Annotated in this window: 18 protein-coding genes; 16 read left to right on the top strand and 2 right to left on the bottom strand. The window is 33.2% G+C overall.

What is annotated here, in order from left to right; translation table 11 throughout:
- Positions 1-391: 391 nt before the first annotated feature.
- The 16 genes from FLAVO9AF_RS03500 (at position 392) to FLAVO9AF_RS03425 (ending at position 12918) form a co-directional block, all read left to right on the top strand.
- Entirely contained in the window at positions 392-1549 is a 1158-nt protein-coding gene (locus FLAVO9AF_RS03500; RefSeq protein WP_159684351.1) for a hypothetical protein, read from the top strand.
- A 2-nt stretch (positions 1550-1551) separates the two neighbouring features.
- Entirely contained in the window at positions 1552-2025 is a 474-nt protein-coding gene (locus FLAVO9AF_RS03495; protein ID WP_159684348.1) for a hypothetical protein, read from the top strand.
- Positions 2026-2184: 159 nt separating this feature from the next.
- Positions 2185-2658, top strand: a complete 474-nt coding sequence (locus FLAVO9AF_RS03490; RefSeq protein ID WP_159684345.1) for a hypothetical protein — start codon at positions 2185-2187, stop codon at positions 2656-2658.
- A 512-nt stretch (positions 2659-3170) separates the two neighbouring features.
- Positions 3171-3425: a type II toxin-antitoxin system Phd/YefM family antitoxin gene (locus FLAVO9AF_RS03485; protein ID WP_159684340.1), complete on the top strand. Its 255-nt coding sequence runs from the start codon at positions 3171-3173 to the stop codon at positions 3423-3425.
- Position 3426: 1 nt separating this feature from the next.
- Positions 3427-3684 carry a Txe/YoeB family addiction module toxin gene (locus FLAVO9AF_RS03480; RefSeq protein WP_159684335.1) on the top strand — a complete coding sequence of 86 codons (258 nt, stop codon included), beginning with the start codon at positions 3427-3429 and terminating at the stop codon, positions 3682-3684.
- A gap of 167 nt (positions 3685-3851) precedes the next feature.
- Positions 3852-4403, top strand: a complete 552-nt coding sequence (locus tag FLAVO9AF_RS03475) for a hypothetical protein (RefSeq protein ID WP_159684331.1) — start codon at positions 3852-3854, stop codon at positions 4401-4403.
- 33 nt (positions 4404-4436) lie between these two features.
- A complete protein-coding gene (locus FLAVO9AF_RS03470; protein ID WP_370516443.1) occupies positions 4437-4703 on the top strand; it encodes a M23 family metallopeptidase in 267 nt (88 codons plus the stop codon).
- 179 nt (positions 4704-4882) lie between these two features.
- On the top strand, positions 4883-5863 hold the full coding sequence (locus tag FLAVO9AF_RS03465; RefSeq protein WP_159684322.1) for a hypothetical protein: 981 nt from the start codon (positions 4883-4885) through the stop codon (positions 5861-5863).
- A 330-nt stretch (positions 5864-6193) separates the two neighbouring features.
- On the top strand, positions 6194-6865 hold the full coding sequence (locus FLAVO9AF_RS03460) for a BON domain-containing protein (RefSeq protein WP_159684319.1): 672 nt from the start codon (positions 6194-6196) through the stop codon (positions 6863-6865).
- A gap of 195 nt (positions 6866-7060) precedes the next feature.
- Positions 7061-8443 carry an NAD-dependent succinate-semialdehyde dehydrogenase gene (locus FLAVO9AF_RS03455; RefSeq protein ID WP_159684316.1) on the top strand — a complete coding sequence of 461 codons (1383 nt, stop codon included), beginning with the start codon at positions 7061-7063 and terminating at the stop codon, positions 8441-8443.
- 63 nt (positions 8444-8506) lie between these two features.
- A complete protein-coding gene (locus FLAVO9AF_RS03450) occupies positions 8507-8983 on the top strand; it encodes a Dps family protein (RefSeq protein WP_159684314.1) in 477 nt (158 codons plus the stop codon).
- Positions 8984-8986: 3 nt separating this feature from the next.
- Positions 8987-9199: an SHOCT domain-containing protein gene (locus FLAVO9AF_RS03445; protein WP_159684311.1), complete on the top strand. Its 213-nt coding sequence runs from the start codon at positions 8987-8989 to the stop codon at positions 9197-9199.
- A gap of 211 nt (positions 9200-9410) precedes the next feature.
- Complete coding sequence (gene blaOXA, locus FLAVO9AF_RS03440) at positions 9411-10232, top strand: class D beta-lactamase (protein WP_159684307.1); 822 nt, start codon at positions 9411-9413, stop codon at positions 10230-10232.
- Between the two features lie 47 nt (positions 10233-10279).
- Positions 10280-11797, top strand: a complete 1518-nt coding sequence (locus tag FLAVO9AF_RS03435) for a glycosyltransferase family 39 protein (protein ID WP_159684304.1) — start codon at positions 10280-10282, stop codon at positions 11795-11797.
- A gap of 94 nt (positions 11798-11891) precedes the next feature.
- A complete protein-coding gene (locus tag FLAVO9AF_RS03430; RefSeq protein ID WP_159684301.1) occupies positions 11892-12290 on the top strand; it encodes a hypothetical protein in 399 nt (132 codons plus the stop codon).
- A gap of 103 nt (positions 12291-12393) precedes the next feature.
- Positions 12394-12918 carry a GNAT family N-acetyltransferase gene (locus tag FLAVO9AF_RS03425; RefSeq protein WP_159684298.1) on the top strand — a complete coding sequence of 175 codons (525 nt, stop codon included), beginning with the start codon at positions 12394-12396 and terminating at the stop codon, positions 12916-12918.
- Positions 12919-13076: 158 nt separating this feature from the next.
- Here the strand turns inward: FLAVO9AF_RS03425 and FLAVO9AF_RS03420 are convergent, their stop codons facing one another.
- Together FLAVO9AF_RS03420 and FLAVO9AF_RS03415 are read right to left on the bottom strand one after the other, a co-directional pair.
- On the bottom strand, positions 13077-13931 hold the full coding sequence (locus FLAVO9AF_RS03420; RefSeq protein WP_159684295.1) for an NAD(P)H-hydrate dehydratase: 855 nt from the start codon (positions 13929-13931) through the stop codon (positions 13077-13079).
- Positions 13932-14176: 245 nt separating this feature from the next.
- Positions 14177-15802: a hypothetical protein gene (locus tag FLAVO9AF_RS03415; RefSeq protein ID WP_159684292.1), complete on the bottom strand. Its 1626-nt coding sequence runs from the start codon at positions 15800-15802 to the stop codon at positions 14177-14179.
- Positions 15803-15866 lie beyond the last annotated feature (64 nt).

Here is a 15866-nt window from a genome sequence, read left to right as displayed (position 1 = left end):
CGTTTTTAATAGTATTTTCGTTTAGCCAAAAATAATCTGCTTTTAAACCAGAAAACCACTTGAAGAGTAGAAAAATTGACTTATACAATCAAACTTTATTATTAACTTTGAAATTTAACGGTATGATACAGAAAATGAAAAACTTATTCAAAATCAGAATTCTCTTATTTGGATTTTCATTATTAATATTAGTTGTTCTAGAGATAATCCCTCTGATGTTGAACTAACAGAAATCCAACAAATACAAAGTGAATTCTCCCTTGAAAACTTTAATGATGATTTTGTCAAAAACAATCTTATTATTGATTGGACTCAATACAACATAAATGAACAAAATGACAGCATACCATTGACTTATGAATTTAACACTACTTTTAAAATAAAAGAAATATTGAAAAATGGAAAGCAGGCTTTAGACGTACAATATAAACTACTTGTCTCTAAAGGAAACACCAATTATTGGTCATTTGAAATCATTAAATTACTGCCCAATAAAACGGAAAAACAGACTAATACAAATTACTTCTCCATTACTTCCTTTTCTGGCACGCTTTATCATTACAATTTGAAAGGTGAAAATACTAAGATAAAAGCTTTTAAAAACGGAAAATTGTTGAATGTGTTTTCAGATAAAGAAAAAGGAACTATAAGTCGAACATCAAAAGTTCCCCCAATTGGTGAAGACACTAATGGCTTTTGGTTGTACACAAGAACCCAACATTATACCGATTGGTACAGGTCAAACGGATCTGGAGGTTGGACATATACACACTCTGTTCTTAATTATACTACTTCCGAGTATGTTTGGGTAAGCACTGGCGGTAGTACTAATGCTGAATATCATGGCCATTCCCCATCTGGTACTTTTAGTCCTACTGATAATCATCCTGTTGAAGTAATTGTTAATCTTACAGGCAAAGCATTATGTGTGTATAATAAATTAAACTCTTTAAGTTCAGGTTTTGCAAATGCTATTAAAAAATTTGATGGAGAATTTCCAGTAAGTCACTTAAAATTAACAATTAACAATACATTAGCTTCAAATGTATATGGAGAGACTCAACCTCCTGTTGATTTTGTCACAGAAATACAATTCAATGAAAATAGCTTTGCTTCTTTATCAGATTTAGGTATAGCAACAGTATTTGCACACGAGATTATTCATGCTGAAATTTTTAGAAAAATGTTATCAGCTGCTCAAAGAGGTACTCTAAACTCAAACACTCCAGAAGAACAAGTAATATTAGTGAACTCTTTAAAAAATAATTTTCCAGGATTATATGACTACTATGAAAGAAGATGGAAGCCAACTTGGAATCATGAAATGATGGCAAACCATTACAGAAGTACAATTGCTGATGTGATACAACAATTTGATAATAATCGTCTTCCCCGATCTACCTATGAAGCTGTAGCGTGGGTAGGTTTGGGTAAACTTGACAAAAATGTAACTACAATTGCTTGGGATAATTTACCTCCAGATGTAAAAGCCTCAATTGATATATTAATCAGAGATAATTTTTATAACGGACCAAAAAATTGCAATTAACCATGAAAACAATTATTTACACATTACTATTAAACGTAAGTTTTATATATTCCCAAAATCTAAAAGCGGATTTTGATAATTTTTATAGAGGAGAAAATGAAAGAGAAAAACCAAAAAAGTATATTTTATTCGAAAATGAAAATAGTACGAAACAAAAAAGTGAAGATAAAAATGTAACTTACTTTTACATAGAAAAAGAAAGATTTGTTTTTAATAAAGGAAGACACAAAATCGATACATGCTCAATTAGAATCCTAAAAAAAATTAAGTTAGAAAACACAGGAAATTTAGAGGCAGAAGAAGTCAATTACTTTAGAAAAAAAGTTGAAAAATTCAAAAAAAAAACAAATCAAAAAGTTCCAAAATCAATGCCTATATCGCGCATTCATAAATATCTCAAGGTATATATCCTTGAAAAAACGGATAATGATAAGATAATTAAGTACGAGGTGGACTGGGAATCAAGTAGTTTTTGAAAGAAATTGCAATTTGGATAATCTCAAACAACCTATGTGTTCGCAAAACACAAATTTAGCGACAATTATATGGAATAATTTATATCTTAAAAGAAAAGTCTACATTGATGTATTAATCAGTGATAATTTTTATAACGAACCAAAAAATTGTAATTAATTATGAAAAACTACATTTGCATATTTTTTCTTACAGTTTCGACATTTATTAATGCACAAACAAAAGAAAGCGATTACTTTAGATTTTATAAAGATGGGGAGAAGTATTTAAAATTAATAAAATATGTGTATTTTGACTCAACCTCTTCTTATAATCAAAAGATACGTAGTGAACAAAAAATATACTTTTATATTGATGGAGAAAGGTTCTCGCATAAAAAAAATCATAAAACAGATACATGTTCAATTGCTTTTTTACAAAAAATAAAGATAAGCAAACCTTCTAGTTTGCAACAGGATACATATTATTATTTCAAGAAAAAGAAAAAAGAACAAGAAAAAATAATAAATAATAAATTTCATTTATTATTTCCTGTTACGGGGTTTCAGAATTACGTTAAAGTATATATTTTGGAAAAAACAAAGAACAAAAAATTGCTAAAATATGAAGTAGATTGGGAATATTCTATGTTTTAATCATAATAAAGTAATACAAACGACAACTCTGAATATAGTTAATGGTGGCTATATTTAAGCCGTAAGTTTAGGGATACAAATCGCCAAAAATAATATGTGAGAACGTTAATGGTCAGTTGTGGCTGAACTTAACCAAATAAAAACATTGAAAGAATTGGTTTTCTTTACGTAAGAAAATCCGAATTAGTAAGTGTAAACATATGAACGTGAAAAGCAGAAACTTGAAAAATTTGAGTTTCCTGACGGCAATTTGAAAAGTAGAAATGAAAAAAATGGGTTCTTAATCGAAATTTAGACTAAAAGCAACCGAACCGCCAACACACGCTACAAGCAATTTGGGTATTAGGCTTAATTTGAAGTTGGTTTTGTATTTGGCAGATTTGGCAAATCCGAAAGATTACGCTTCCTTAATCCCAAACTGCTTGTAGCGCGGGAACGTAAGCGTTAATAATTTAACGAAAATTGCGTAAAACCAAAATATTGTACATACATTTGTACAAATTATAATAATTATGTTAGTAGCAAATATTTCAGATTTCAGAAAAGATATTAAATCTTACTTTGATAGAGTAGCAATAAACTTTGAAACTCTAATTATAAATCGTGGAAAAGATTCTGGGATTGTTGTTATTTCACTTGAAGAATATAATTCACTGATTGCAACAAATTATGAATTATCAAACAGAACTAACGAAAGTAGGTTAGATTCTGCTATTGATAAACTTAAAAGTGGTAAGTCATTTTCTAAAGACTTAATTGAGGATTAAAATGAAATATGTATTTGTTGATGAATCTTGGGAAGATTATTTGTATTGGCAAAAAATTGACAAAAAGAAAGTTAAAAAAATAAATGATCTACTCAAAGATATTTCAAGAAATCCTTTTGAAGGAGTAGGAAAACCAGAACCTTTGAAGCATAAGTATGCAGGATTTTGGTCAAGAAGAATTGATGATGAACATAGATTAATTTACAGGTTTATTGATGATGAAATTCAAATTGTCAAATGTAGACATCAGTACGACTAATATCACTACCGCCAACACACACTACAAGCAATTTGGGTAATAGGCCTAATTTCAAAGTCGGTCTTGTATTTGGAGGATTTACTTCAGCAATTCGCTAACGCTCGGTTAGCAAATCCGAAAACAGAGCTTACTTAAGTCCCAAACTGCATTTAGCTCTGGAACCAAATATGAAAAAATCAGTTCATTTAACAAAATTTATTATTTACCCATTAACAATCCTTACATTGTTGTTGGGTTGTAAAACAGTTGCTGTGCTTCCAAGCGTAAAGCACAATCAATATGATTATCAAAAATGGTTTAGTTACAATAAAGACACCTTAACTATTAAGTTAGGTAATCCTTTACATTGTCCACTTAGAGTATATTTTTTTTCTTCTGACGAACAGTTGCAAAAGGAATTTGATAAAATAGTTCCAATAACAGTAAATGCTGTGAGTGACACAGTTTTGACTTTTCTAAACATTCAAAGAAAAGTCGAAGAAATTAAATTTAGTTCAAGATTAGGAGACCTTTCTAAAAAAATTGATACTATAGAACTTGAATTACCATTTCTTAAAAACAAAAAATTCACCATTATTCAAGGGAACAATACAAATTTCACACATAATTCAGACTGGTCAAAGTATGCATTGGATTTTGATCTTAAAACGAATGATACCATTTGTTCAGCAACAGATGGATTTGTTGTGGGAGTAGTAGATAAATACAGACATTCTTGAAAGGGTCCAGAATGGAAACCTTTTGGAAATTATTTGACAATGTACGACCCAAATTCAGGTGTCTTTACGCAATACGTCCATTTAGTAGAAAATGGAAGTCTAGTAAAAATTGGAGACAAAGTATATAGAGGACAAAAAATTGCATTATCAGGAAATACTGGACAAAGCACTGGAGAGCATTTGCATTTTAGTTGTCTTGTTCCTGTAAATAGTGAAGATGGTTTAAAGTCAATCCCTATTGAATTTGTTGGTGGAATAAAAGCAATAAACCTAAAAAAAGGAGACCTATTGAAAAAATAACTGGCCACAACATACTACAAGAGATTTAAGTAATAGGCTTTATTTGAAAATTAGTTTGCATTTGGCAATTTAATGATTACCGAGAAATAAATCGTACTTTAGTCTCAAACACGGTGCAGTAACAGAACGTTGACTTTAATTTCACCTCAGAACCTAAAGATTTTTTTAAAATAAATAGAATGGAAAAAACGTATAAGTTACTCTTTTTACTCATTTTAATTACAAGCATTAGTAATCAAGTTTTCTCACAAAATAGTATTGAAGAATACTACCAAAAGAAAAATGATAGCATAAGAATTGGAACTGGTGAGAAAGATTTTTTACCATTTATCCAAAAAGGCTACACACTAATGCTGCCTAAAAAGAAAGATATAAAAGGTGTATTACTATTTCTTGAAGATTCGGGATATGACAAAAAGAATAAAATTTCAAAGCAGATTTATAGTAATGCTTCTAAAAATGGCTTCGCAGTTTTATCCGTTTCAAGTGAAATTCCTTTTGATTTTTATTTTTCTAAAAACTCTGCAATTTCTTCCCACGAAATAATCACTAAAGTATTTGAAAAGTACAATTTGCCCAATAAAAACATCTTTTTTATTGGAGTTGCCTTGTCTGGACATCGAGCAATGAAACATATCCAATTTATGAAAGAAGATAATTATCCCTTTCAATTGAACATAAAAGGAATCGTTCTCTGCAATACAAAATTGGATTGGGCTATGGAATGGTATAAATATGATAGAGAAAAAAGAAACAAACGAAATGATTTGTGGGAACCAACATTTGCAAATTACATGTTAGAAACAAATCTTAATGGAACACCCAAAACTAATGTAGAGCGTTATTATGACTTTTCAACGTATAGTTACTTTGACGAGAAAAAAGAAAACATCAAGTTTTACACTACCTATTCTGTAAGAGCCTATATTGAACCCGCAATAAAATATTGGCTAAAAAGACACCTCAAAACAATGTATGATAACAATTCGCCAGATTCGGTGGGACTTTTGGCTGAATTAGAACTTGCAGGTAATCAAAAAACTGAATTAATTGTTTTCGAGTCAGACGATGATAAATCAAAGAAAAAGAATTCGGATTCAATTTGGGAAAGAATAAACAAAAAAGAATTAATGCGTTGGATTAAAAGCCAATCGGAATAAAAATACTACACACATTACTGCTTTTAGGCTTAATTTGAAATTGGTTTTGTATTTTTCAAGTCTCACAATAAAGTCACAGAATACAATCAAAACACCGTAACTATTTTTAGATTTTCCAAAAGGTAATAAACAGTACCAAGCCTAACTTAAAAAAAAAACTTCAAAAAAAGCGGGCTATATATATGCGCTACTGCGTTTGTTTAAAAAAATGTAAGTGAAGACTTTGTACTAATTATACAACATTCACTTTTAATTATATAAGCGTCTGAACCCTAATAGTTTTCACCTTTGTGTTGTTGTGAAACGCATTCACAATGAAAAAAAATTAGGATGAAAACAAATGCAGAATTACAGACAGATGTTCAAAACGCCATTAAATGGGAACCGTTATTGAATGCAGCAGAGATTGGAGTTACAGCAAAAGATGGTGTAATTTCTTTGACGGGCGTGGTAGATAGCTATGCAAAAAAAGTGGAAGCAGAAAATGCTGCCAAAAAAGTAATTGGTGTGAAAGCACTAGTTGAAAAAATCGATGTCAAATTCCCGAGTTCGTTCGTAAAGACCAGCTTAGAAATTGCCAATGAAGTGTTGGCGGCACTAAAATCAAATTGGTCGGTTCCAGAAGACAAAGTTACCGTTAAAGTCGAAGACGGCTGGGTGACTCTTGATGGCGAGTTGCCTTGGAATTACCAAAAAGAAGCCGCAAAAAGTGCTACAACTTTTCTTGCTGGTGTAAAAGGCGTAACCAACAACATAAAAATCAAATCCGAAAGCCATGATGCTATCGAAAAGAAAGAAGTCGAAAAAGCCATTGGCAGAAGCTGGTCTGTAGACGATAGCGATATTGCTGTATCGGTTTCCGGCACTACAGTAACTCTCAAAGGAACTGTAGGCTCTTGGTATCAAAAAGAAGAAGCCGCTCGTATTGCTTGGAATACGCCTGGTATTTGGCATGTAAAAAATGAATTGGAAGTAGATTATTATTATAGTTTAGTGAACTAAATCCAATTTTAAAGCGGTAAAAGCACTTGCTTTTACCGCTTTTCCTCTTTTAACACACTTTACTTCTCAGTTTCATTTTTCTAGACACTGGCTCAATTTAAGAACACTTCATACCCTACTCCTACCTTACTGATTGGGTAGCAAATAAAATTTTGAAGATGAGATTTTTAATTACTAATAATTAAATAACAAACTATGGCTTTTCAAACCATTAATCCAACCACCAACAAACTCGTACAATCCTTTGACGCCATGATTGCCGCTGCTACAGATGATGCAATAGCAAAAGCTGCAACTACATTCGACGTATGGAAAACAACAGACTACGCTGTAAGAGCTCAATTGTTGTATAAAATTGCTGGGCTTTTAAGAGCACAGAAGCAAGAACTTGCGCAAATAATTACCCTAGAAATGGGTAAACTTTTGAGTCATGCTCAAGGTGAAATAAAACTGAGTGCCGAAATATTTGACTATTACGCCAAAAATTCAGAAACTCTTTTGGCCGACAAAATCTTGAATCCTGTGCATGGAAAGGCCTTCATCAGGTCTAGTCCAATTGGGATACTGTTAGGCATACAGCCTTGGAATTTCCCCTTTTATCAAGTCGCACGATTCGCGGCACCCAATATTATGATTGGCAACACAGTGCTCGTCAAACACGCTTCGAATGTGCCCCAATGCGCTCTAGCATTGGAAAGAATCTTTATAGAAGCTGGAGCTCCACTAGTACTTTACACTAATTTGATGGTGTCGCACGAACAAATAATCGATTTGGTTTCCGACAAAAGAATTAGAGGAGTTTCGCTTACAGGTAGTGAATCACCTTGGGCTAATATAGCAACCGTAGCTGGCAAAAACATCAAAAAATATGTATTAGAATTAGGCGGAAGCGATGCCTTTATTGTACTAGAAGATGCGGATATTGACCAAGCGGTAGATTGGGCTGTCGTGGGACGCATCAACAATAACGGACAGTGTTGTGTGGCTTCCAAACGTTTTATTGTGGTAGCCGAAATTGCAGACGTCTTCTTGGAAAAATTTAAAACTAAACTAGCCGAATTGGTTGTAGGCGATCCAGTAGACACTAGAACACAGTTGGGACCACTCTGTACGGAAGAAGCCGCTACTAAAATAGCCAATCAAGTCGAAAGAGCTGTTGATGGAGGTGCCAAAATTATTTTGGGAGGAAAACGAGTAGCTAGAATTGGCGCCTTTATGGAGGCAACCATTCTTACCGATGTGACGCAGAATAATCCTGTTTTTTATGAAGAGTTTTTTGGTCCAGTAGCCTTATTTTTCAAAGTAAAAAATGAAGAAGAAGCTATTGCATTGGCTAATAATTCGCCCTACGGTTTAGGCGGTTCCGTATTTACACAAGATATAGAAAGAGGAAAACGCGTCGCCAACCAAATAGATACGGGAATGGTGTTTATCAATCACCCAACTTGGACACAAGCGGATCTTCCGTTTGGTGGTACCAAAAATTCAGGCTATGGAAGAGAAATGGCCGCACTAGGTTTAGAGGAATTTGTCAACAAAAAACTCATCCGAATTAGTGAGCTAAGTGATCCTTTTTAGTCTTAAAAAAACAGTCAAAAGACAAAAGATTAATCAAAAAACACTTTAACAAAAAGTAACAATATGAAAACAGCCATAGGAATATCAGAATCGCATCGACAAGCCGTTGTCAATGAATTGTCTAAAATTTTAGCAGACGAAACGGTACTTTACATCAAAACTAAAAACGCCCATTGGAATGTAGAAGGTATCGATTTTTATGACAAACACAAATTTTTCGAAACTCAGTTTGGTCAATTGGATGAAATAATTGATAGTGTGGCGGAACGTATTCGTTCTATTGGTCACTATCCTCCAGCTACTCTAAAGTCCTATCTTTCATTAACACATCTTACAGAACAAGATAGATCACAAAATGATAGTCTAGGATTCATTAAAGAACTTTTAACCGATCACGAAAGTATCATCATCATTTTGAGAGCGCATATCAAATCTTTTGCGAATGAGTTCCATGATTTGGGTACTAGCGATTTTATAACGGGATTAATGGAAACGCACGAAAAAATGGCTTGGTTTTTACGATCTCACTTAAAAAATTAAATTATGTATTACGAAAACTATAATTTTTGGGGAATGCACTTTTTTTGGTGGCTGATTTGGTTTCTTTTTCTCCTTTGGATATTTGCCACGCCTTATGCTATTCCGGGACAAAGAACAAAGTCAAATACGCCTCTGGGAATACTTAAAAAAAGATTGGCTTCTGGAGCAATCAATACAGAAGAATTTCAACGATTGAAAAAAACACTAGAAGAATAGTAACCAAAAAGTGGGCCTACAAGCCCACTTTTCTTTGTATCATAAAAATGAACAAGCTGTACTCCACTTTTGGAATAGAATCTCGCCAAAACCATTCTTTTTTTGCTACCTTGGCTTCTAAGTAGCGTGGTTTAGGTCGAAAAACTATTTAGTAACTGAACCTAGTACCTCATCTTCGAGTAACAGAAACCTGAAAGAAACAAAATTAAAAATGAGAACAATAGTTATACTTTTACATCTGATTCTTTTAGTACAACTTAAAGGAAATTGCCAAACTAAAATAGAAAAACCAAAGAAAGTAGTAACAGCTGAATTTGGAAACATTTTAGATAGCTTACAAGTGAAAGGCTCAATTTTAATTTATGATGCAAAAAACAAAGTATTCTATTCTAATAATTTCTCTTGGGCAAAAACTGGAGTAATTCCAGCATCAACATTCAAAATTCCAAACTCAATTATTGCCTTAGAAACTGGAGTAATCAAAAATGATTCTGTACTATTTAAATGGAACGGTGAACAACGAAGATTTAAAAAATGGGAAGAAGATTTAACGTTCAAAAAAGCATTTCAAGTTTCTTGCGTTCCTTGTTATCAAGAAATTGCTAGAAAAATTGGTGTAAAGAGAATGAAATCTTATTTGAAAAAATTGAATTACAACGGAATGGTTTTCGACACTTTAACCATAGATAATTTTTGGTTACAAGGAAAATCGAAATTTTCACAAATGCAACAAATTGACTTTTTAGAAAGACTGTATTTCTCAAAATTACCGATTTCAAAAAAAACTGAAACTATAATGAAAGACATAATGCTGCTTGAGAAAACTGAAAGTTATGTTTTAAGCGGTAAATCAGGTTGGGGAATGCGAAATGAAATCAATAATGGTTGGCTTGTTGGATATTTAGAAACGAATAATGCTGTTTATTTTTTTGCAACAAACGTAGAAAAAGAAGCAACAACTATGGATGAATTTCCAGTAATTCGTTTAAATGCAACTAAAGAAGCCTTTAAAAAACTGCAGCTGATTAAATAAAAATTGGCTCTAAAACAATTGTTCACAAGATGTAAAAAGAAAAATTAATGACAAAACAGCACAAGCTCACCATCCTAATTTTTTGCATAATAAAACTGTTCCTTCATTTAATTGCTGATTATCATTCGGGTTTTCAAGGCGACGAATTGTTACATATCGAAACGGGAAATCATTTGGCATTTGGTTTTATGGAATTCCCGCCATTAATTGGAGTTGTAGCATTTATCCAAAATCTTTTCGCTTCCAATTCTGTTTACATTCATCATTTATTTTCCCATATTTCTAGCATTTTAATACTCATCTATGTGGCAAAAATCACGATAGAACTAGGCGGAAAGAACAGAGCTTTATTTTTAGCTTTATTGTGTATTATTATTGCCCCAGGATTTGGTCGTTCTCAACAACTTTTTCAACCTGTTGTTTTTGGTCAACTATTTTGGGTTTTGGGTTTTTACCAATTAGTGCGTTATACCAAATATCTTGATAAAAAGTATTTGACTTATTTATCAATTGTTGCAGTAGTTGGGGTTCTCTTTAAATACGATGTATTGTTTTTTGTTTTTGGATTGTCATCCTTATTTTTCTTTAAAAGAACAAGAACAACCCTTTTAAAACAAAATATCGGTATCTATCTTACAATTTGTTTTTTATTTCTGCTACCCAATTTGTATTGGCAATTCGCCAATAACTTTCCAGTATTGCAAATGTTTAGTCGATTGTATGAAACCCAATTGGATAAACTTTCGAGAATAGAAAATTTAAAAAATTTAATCCTTGCCATCAATCCAATTTCGCTGATTTTGGTTGCTCCAGCATTACTTCAACTGTTCAAATTTTATACAACCGAACTTTATAAACCAGTAGTAGGTTCTATAGTTCTCTCCTTTTTGCTCTTGTTATTTTGCAATGGAAAATCCTATTACTTTTTCCCCATCGTTTTAACAATCTTGCCTTTTGGTGCACTATTTTGGGAACAAAGCGTAATTCAAAAAAGAAATTGGGTTATGTATCCAATTGCAATACTATTATTTCTGGGTGCTCTATTAATTCCATTTGGAATGCCTGTTTATTCCTTCAACGAAATGCTAAATTCCATACAAAAATACGAGCATCAAAAAGTGGAAGGCGGAAAATATGCCGTTCGCTATGATGAATATTACTCAAAAGAAAAGTGGGAAACAACGATGACTGAATTGCAACTAATTTATGACCGTTTACCCAAAAACGAAAAACCAAACTGCTTGATTTGGGGAAAACATTATGGACAAGCGGGTGCTGTAAATCTTCTCGGAAAAGCATACCATTTGCCAAAAGCATTCTCTTATCACGGAAGTTTTTACAGTTGGGCACCAAACGGAGCAATGCCGAATACTGTCATTGCCTTAAGTTATCAAATAGGCGATTTTTTTCATCCCTATTTTTCGGAAGTAACTCTTGTGAAAACTATTTATAATCCCTACGCAGACAACGAAGAAGAATTGTATCAGAAAATATATATTTGCAAAAAGCCAAAACAGCATTTTGAAAAAATGAAAGAACTATTTAAACATCGAATATTTGAGTAAGCTAAACAATAATGCTCACGAATCGCTACTGATATTATACTATTTTTGCTCTATAAAAATCTAATTAAATACAATCAATATAAAATTTAATGCTATGAAAATAAAAGTACTTACTTTACTTCCTATGTTTCTTCTACTCTTTGGATGTACTAACGAAAATGATGCAACACCTGAAAAAGAACCATTGAAAAGTATTACTTATGAAGTTTTATTATTTGAATTTACCCCTGACACAGGTAATAATTCATCCCGTTTACACTATGAAATAAAATATACTAACCCAAACAATGTTGCCATAAAAGGATTTTCTAAAATAACTTCAAATTACGACGGATTGATACTAACTCCTATCAAAAAAATTCCGCCCTATATTGAAATTGGAGCAAAATCAAGCTTTACAGAAGTTTATAATGTAGAAGAACCTTTTAATCTAGCAGTAGGAAAGACAAAATCAGTAAAATTAGTCTCTGTTGAATTCATAATCGTTGATTGATAATAAAACGAATAAACGAGCTGGCTTTCATTCTAACTGATAAATGATTTTAATTTAGTCCCAAACTGCTACTTGCAAGGCTACTTCCTAAAAAATAACTACAATGGAAAATATAATCACGAAAAGAATAACTTTAGACGACTTGGAAAAGTTGCAAAAGATTGGACGAGCAACTTTTGAAGAAACGTTTTCAGAATCAAATTCTGAAGAGAATATGAAAAGCTATCTAGAAGAAGGTTTCTCGAAAGAAAAACTAACAGCAGAATTGATTGCTACTGACTCTGAATTTTATTTTGCACTATTGAAAGAGGAAGTTATTGGTTACTTAAAGGTAAATTTTGGAGCATCACAAACCGAATTGAAAGACAACAAAGCACTTGAAATTGAACGAATATATGTTTCAAAAGCATTTCACGGCAAAAGCGTTGGACAACTACTTTACGATAAAGCAATTGAAATTGCGAAAGAGAAAGGTTCGGAATACATTTGGTTAGGAGTTTGGGAAGAAAATCCAAGAGCGATACGTTTCTATAAGAAAAATGGTTTTGTTGAATTCGACAAACACATCTTCAAATTGGGAGACGATGAACAGACGGATATAATGATGAAGTTACAACTAACAGAATAATAAAAAGTAGCTACTAACTCGACAAACCAATTGAGCCATAAAAGAAGTTATGAAATAATCTTAGTGTAACTAAAGAAACATTTCGAATGAAAAACTTCTCAACTACAATTCAACCGCAAACCTATTGCTAAAGAGATATTTGATGTGCTGTTTTAGGTCTACTCCCCTTTCTCTAAAGCTAAAAAAGCTTTCCCAAGATATTTGATAATGGTCGAAGCAATAAAAGATTGATAACCTGTTTTGGGTAAAGCGATATCAGCTGTTAAGCCGTGCAAATAAACACCTAAAATTGCCGCATCAATTGGAGCATACGATTGGGCTAGTAAACTCGTGATTATTCCAGTTAGGACATCGCCACTTCCTGCAGTAGCCAAAGCTGGATTGCCAGTAGTGTTTTCATAAAAGTCTTTTCCAAATACGATTTGGGTGGGTGCGCCTTTTAATATCACTATTATTTGATAATGCTGCGCAAAAGCAATGGTTTTGGTTAGTTTCTCCTCTTGATTCTGCCACTTTCCTATCAAGCGTTCGAGTTCTTTGGGATGAGGCGTCAGTATCGATTCGGGTGGAAGAAGCGTTAACCAAGTTGGATGTTGTGCCAAAATATTGAGCGCATCGGCATCAACAACTAGCGGTTTTGTAGTAGTGGAAAGGAATTTATGAAATGCTATTTGAGTCGCTGCTTCTTGCCCTAAACCCGGACCAATTCCGATAGCGTTAGGTACTAAACTGAATGCTATTTCTGAAAGGTACTTTTCGTTTGCATCTGTGAGCACCATCACCTCGGGATTTGCGATTTGCAGGATTTCATAGCCACATTTTGGTACTAAAGCAGTCACTAAGCCACATCCCGTTTTCAAAGCCGCTCGAGAAGCTAAAGTAATAGCGCCTATTTTACCATAACTTCCGCCAATAAGCAACGCGTGTCCCTGAATGCCTTTGTGAGTATCCGACGGAATGACGTGGTATCTTTTTCGAGCTTCGGAAAGGTTAACGTAAATAGGTGCTTTCATTGGGCTTGGATTTGTCTTAAAGATACGAAAGCCCAAAGAATTTATTGCTATGAATAGTAACTCCTATAAAAAAACAACAAGTATTTAGGGATTACACAGATTTGTCATCCCTAATAGTAGAAAAAAGAATGAAATGAATCAACACAGATTCCACAGATTAACACATTTGTGTTGCCAAATAAAATAAAAAAACGCTCAGTCTCGTTTTTTCGACAAGACTGAGCGTTTCGCACTAACAACTAATTTTATAATTTATTTTCCGTGTCTGTGAAGTTACCTGTAATTTTCACATTACTTCCTTTGGTCACTTTTCCATAAATGGTAATGGAAGAGCCTGAACCAACGAAAGTCAAATTGGAATTACTGTTTAAAACCAAATCTCCATAAATCACTACAGCTCCAGATACTTTCATTTCGGCATTACTGTTAATTGTTAATCGGGTATTTTGTCCATAACGCCCTTGGCTTAATGTACCACTCATTTCGAAAGTACCGTTACTATTGAGGGTTAAATCATTTTGAACTGAAAGTGCACCACAATGAATCAAAGTTGCCTTAGAATTGACAATGATTGATGCTAAAGCAGTACTTCCTGAATAAGAAGCTTTTTCATTAGAATTCAATATCAAATTGGAATTCCCAGTGTATGTTGGATATCCGGCGCAAGCAATTGGCTTGGATTTCCCTTCCATTTTTATAATTTTCAATCCTCCTTTTCCGCTAGCTACATAAATATAGTCTCCTTTTGTTTTTACATAATTAGAAGAACCAACAATATCCATTTTACCTAACCAATCCAATTTATCGTCTATTTTGTAAACTGAAATTCCAGCGGCTCCATTGGCCACAAACGTTTTTTCATCATTAACAGAAACGGCATTGGTTACCACATCATTTGGGTCGAATACTCCTCCAATACCCGATACAATTGGAAGCGTTTGCAACTTTTGACCAGTAGTTTTGTTATACACTCCAACCCCACTAAATCCCTCGGCTACAATTATTTTTTGTTCATAAATATCCATAGTACGCTTAGCTTCTGGAACATCTACTGTGGTGGTAAAAGAGCGCAGTAAACTAGCATCGGATTCTTTGTAAACGCTTATCCCTTTGGTGCCACTTAAAACAAACAACTCATTTTGATCTAGTAATACTGAACGTAAATCTTGTTGCGCCACACTCGCTACTAGCTGATTGGATCCAATCGTATTTTTAAAAACTTTACCGTTATCGCCAGTAACAGAGAAAAACGCATTACTATTCGCCACTATATCTGTTGTTACTTGACCTTCAAGAGGTACTATAGTGTAATTTTCTGTAAGCAATCCATTGTTGAGTTGCATTACAATAACAATTGACGGACTTGTAAGGTTAGGATTTTTATCAACATCTGTCGCTCCAGCTAAATACAATTTCCCGTTGGCATAAGTAAGCGAAGTGATATCGGTATTTTTGATTAAAGCTGAGGTAATAATTTTAGGTTTATAAGGATCAGAAACATCTATAACGTCTACCGCTCCAGAATATACTTCTCCTTGAGAAGTATACGCTACATAAGCAAACTTATCATTTACAGCTACGTGATTGGCTTGTAATTGTCTTCCTGATTCGTCTTTTGGCGCATTAACCTCAGCAATTTGAACCAAAGGAAAATCATTACTTTCACTTAGTTTTTTACCAACTGCAGTTGCTTTATTTATACTAACAACGCCTGAGTTTTCAAGACTTATTCTTTTGCTCAACTCGGTGGTACTATTATTAACATCGATTATGGAGTTGGAAGAACCATTCGAATTATCATCATCACTAGAGGAACATGAAACAAAAAAAAGGACAGCTACTATTGCTACAATGGATAGTCTTGATTTCATAATTTTTTAAATTTAAATAGTGGTAGGTTTTATTTTGTTTTTCAGTTTTACAACTAAAAAACTT

Source organism: Flavobacterium sp. 9R, assembly GCF_902506345.1.
Lineage (GTDB): Bacteria > Bacteroidota > Bacteroidia > Flavobacteriales > Flavobacteriaceae > Flavobacterium.
Note: the sequence above shows the minus strand (reverse complement) of the source record. Positions and strands in the feature narration are given on the sequence as shown.

Coding starts and splice junctions, on each gene's coding strand:
- FLAVO9AF_RS03435 (WP_159684304.1), top strand. CDS start 10,280: ATGACAAAACAGCACAAGCTCACCATCCTAATTTTTTGCATAATAAAA.
- FLAVO9AF_RS03430 (WP_159684301.1), top strand. CDS start 11,892: ATGAAAATAAAAGTACTTACTTTACTTCCTATGTTTCTTCTACTCTTT.
- FLAVO9AF_RS03465 (WP_159684322.1), top strand. CDS start 4,883: ATGGAAAAAACGTATAAGTTACTCTTTTTACTCATTTTAATTACAAGC.
- FLAVO9AF_RS03415 (WP_159684292.1), bottom strand. CDS start 15,802: ATGAAATCAAGACTATCCATTGTAGCAATAGTAGCTGTCCTTTTTTTT.
- FLAVO9AF_RS03485 (WP_159684340.1), top strand. CDS start 3,171: ATGTTAGTAGCAAATATTTCAGATTTCAGAAAAGATATTAAATCTTAC.
- FLAVO9AF_RS03450 (WP_159684314.1), top strand. CDS start 8,507: ATGAAAACAGCCATAGGAATATCAGAATCGCATCGACAAGCCGTTGTC.
- FLAVO9AF_RS03460 (WP_159684319.1), top strand. CDS start 6,194: ATGAAAACAAATGCAGAATTACAGACAGATGTTCAAAACGCCATTAAA.
- FLAVO9AF_RS03445 (WP_159684311.1), top strand. CDS start 8,987: ATGTATTACGAAAACTATAATTTTTGGGGAATGCACTTTTTTTGGTGG.
- FLAVO9AF_RS03480 (WP_159684335.1), top strand. CDS start 3,427: ATGAAATATGTATTTGTTGATGAATCTTGGGAAGATTATTTGTATTGG.
- FLAVO9AF_RS03425 (WP_159684298.1), top strand. CDS start 12,394: ATGGAAAATATAATCACGAAAAGAATAACTTTAGACGACTTGGAAAAG.
- FLAVO9AF_RS03420 (WP_159684295.1), bottom strand. CDS start 13,931: ATGAAAGCACCTATTTACGTTAACCTTTCCGAAGCTCGAAAAAGATAC.
- FLAVO9AF_RS03475 (WP_159684331.1), top strand. CDS start 3,852: ATGAAAAAATCAGTTCATTTAACAAAATTTATTATTTACCCATTAACA.
- FLAVO9AF_RS03495 (WP_159684348.1), top strand. CDS start 1,552: ATGAAAACAATTATTTACACATTACTATTAAACGTAAGTTTTATATAT.
- FLAVO9AF_RS03455 (WP_159684316.1), top strand. CDS start 7,061: ATGGCTTTTCAAACCATTAATCCAACCACCAACAAACTCGTACAATCC.
- blaOXA (WP_159684307.1), top strand. CDS start 9,411: ATGAGAACAATAGTTATACTTTTACATCTGATTCTTTTAGTACAACTT.
- FLAVO9AF_RS03490 (WP_159684345.1), top strand. CDS start 2,185: ATGAAAAACTACATTTGCATATTTTTTCTTACAGTTTCGACATTTATT.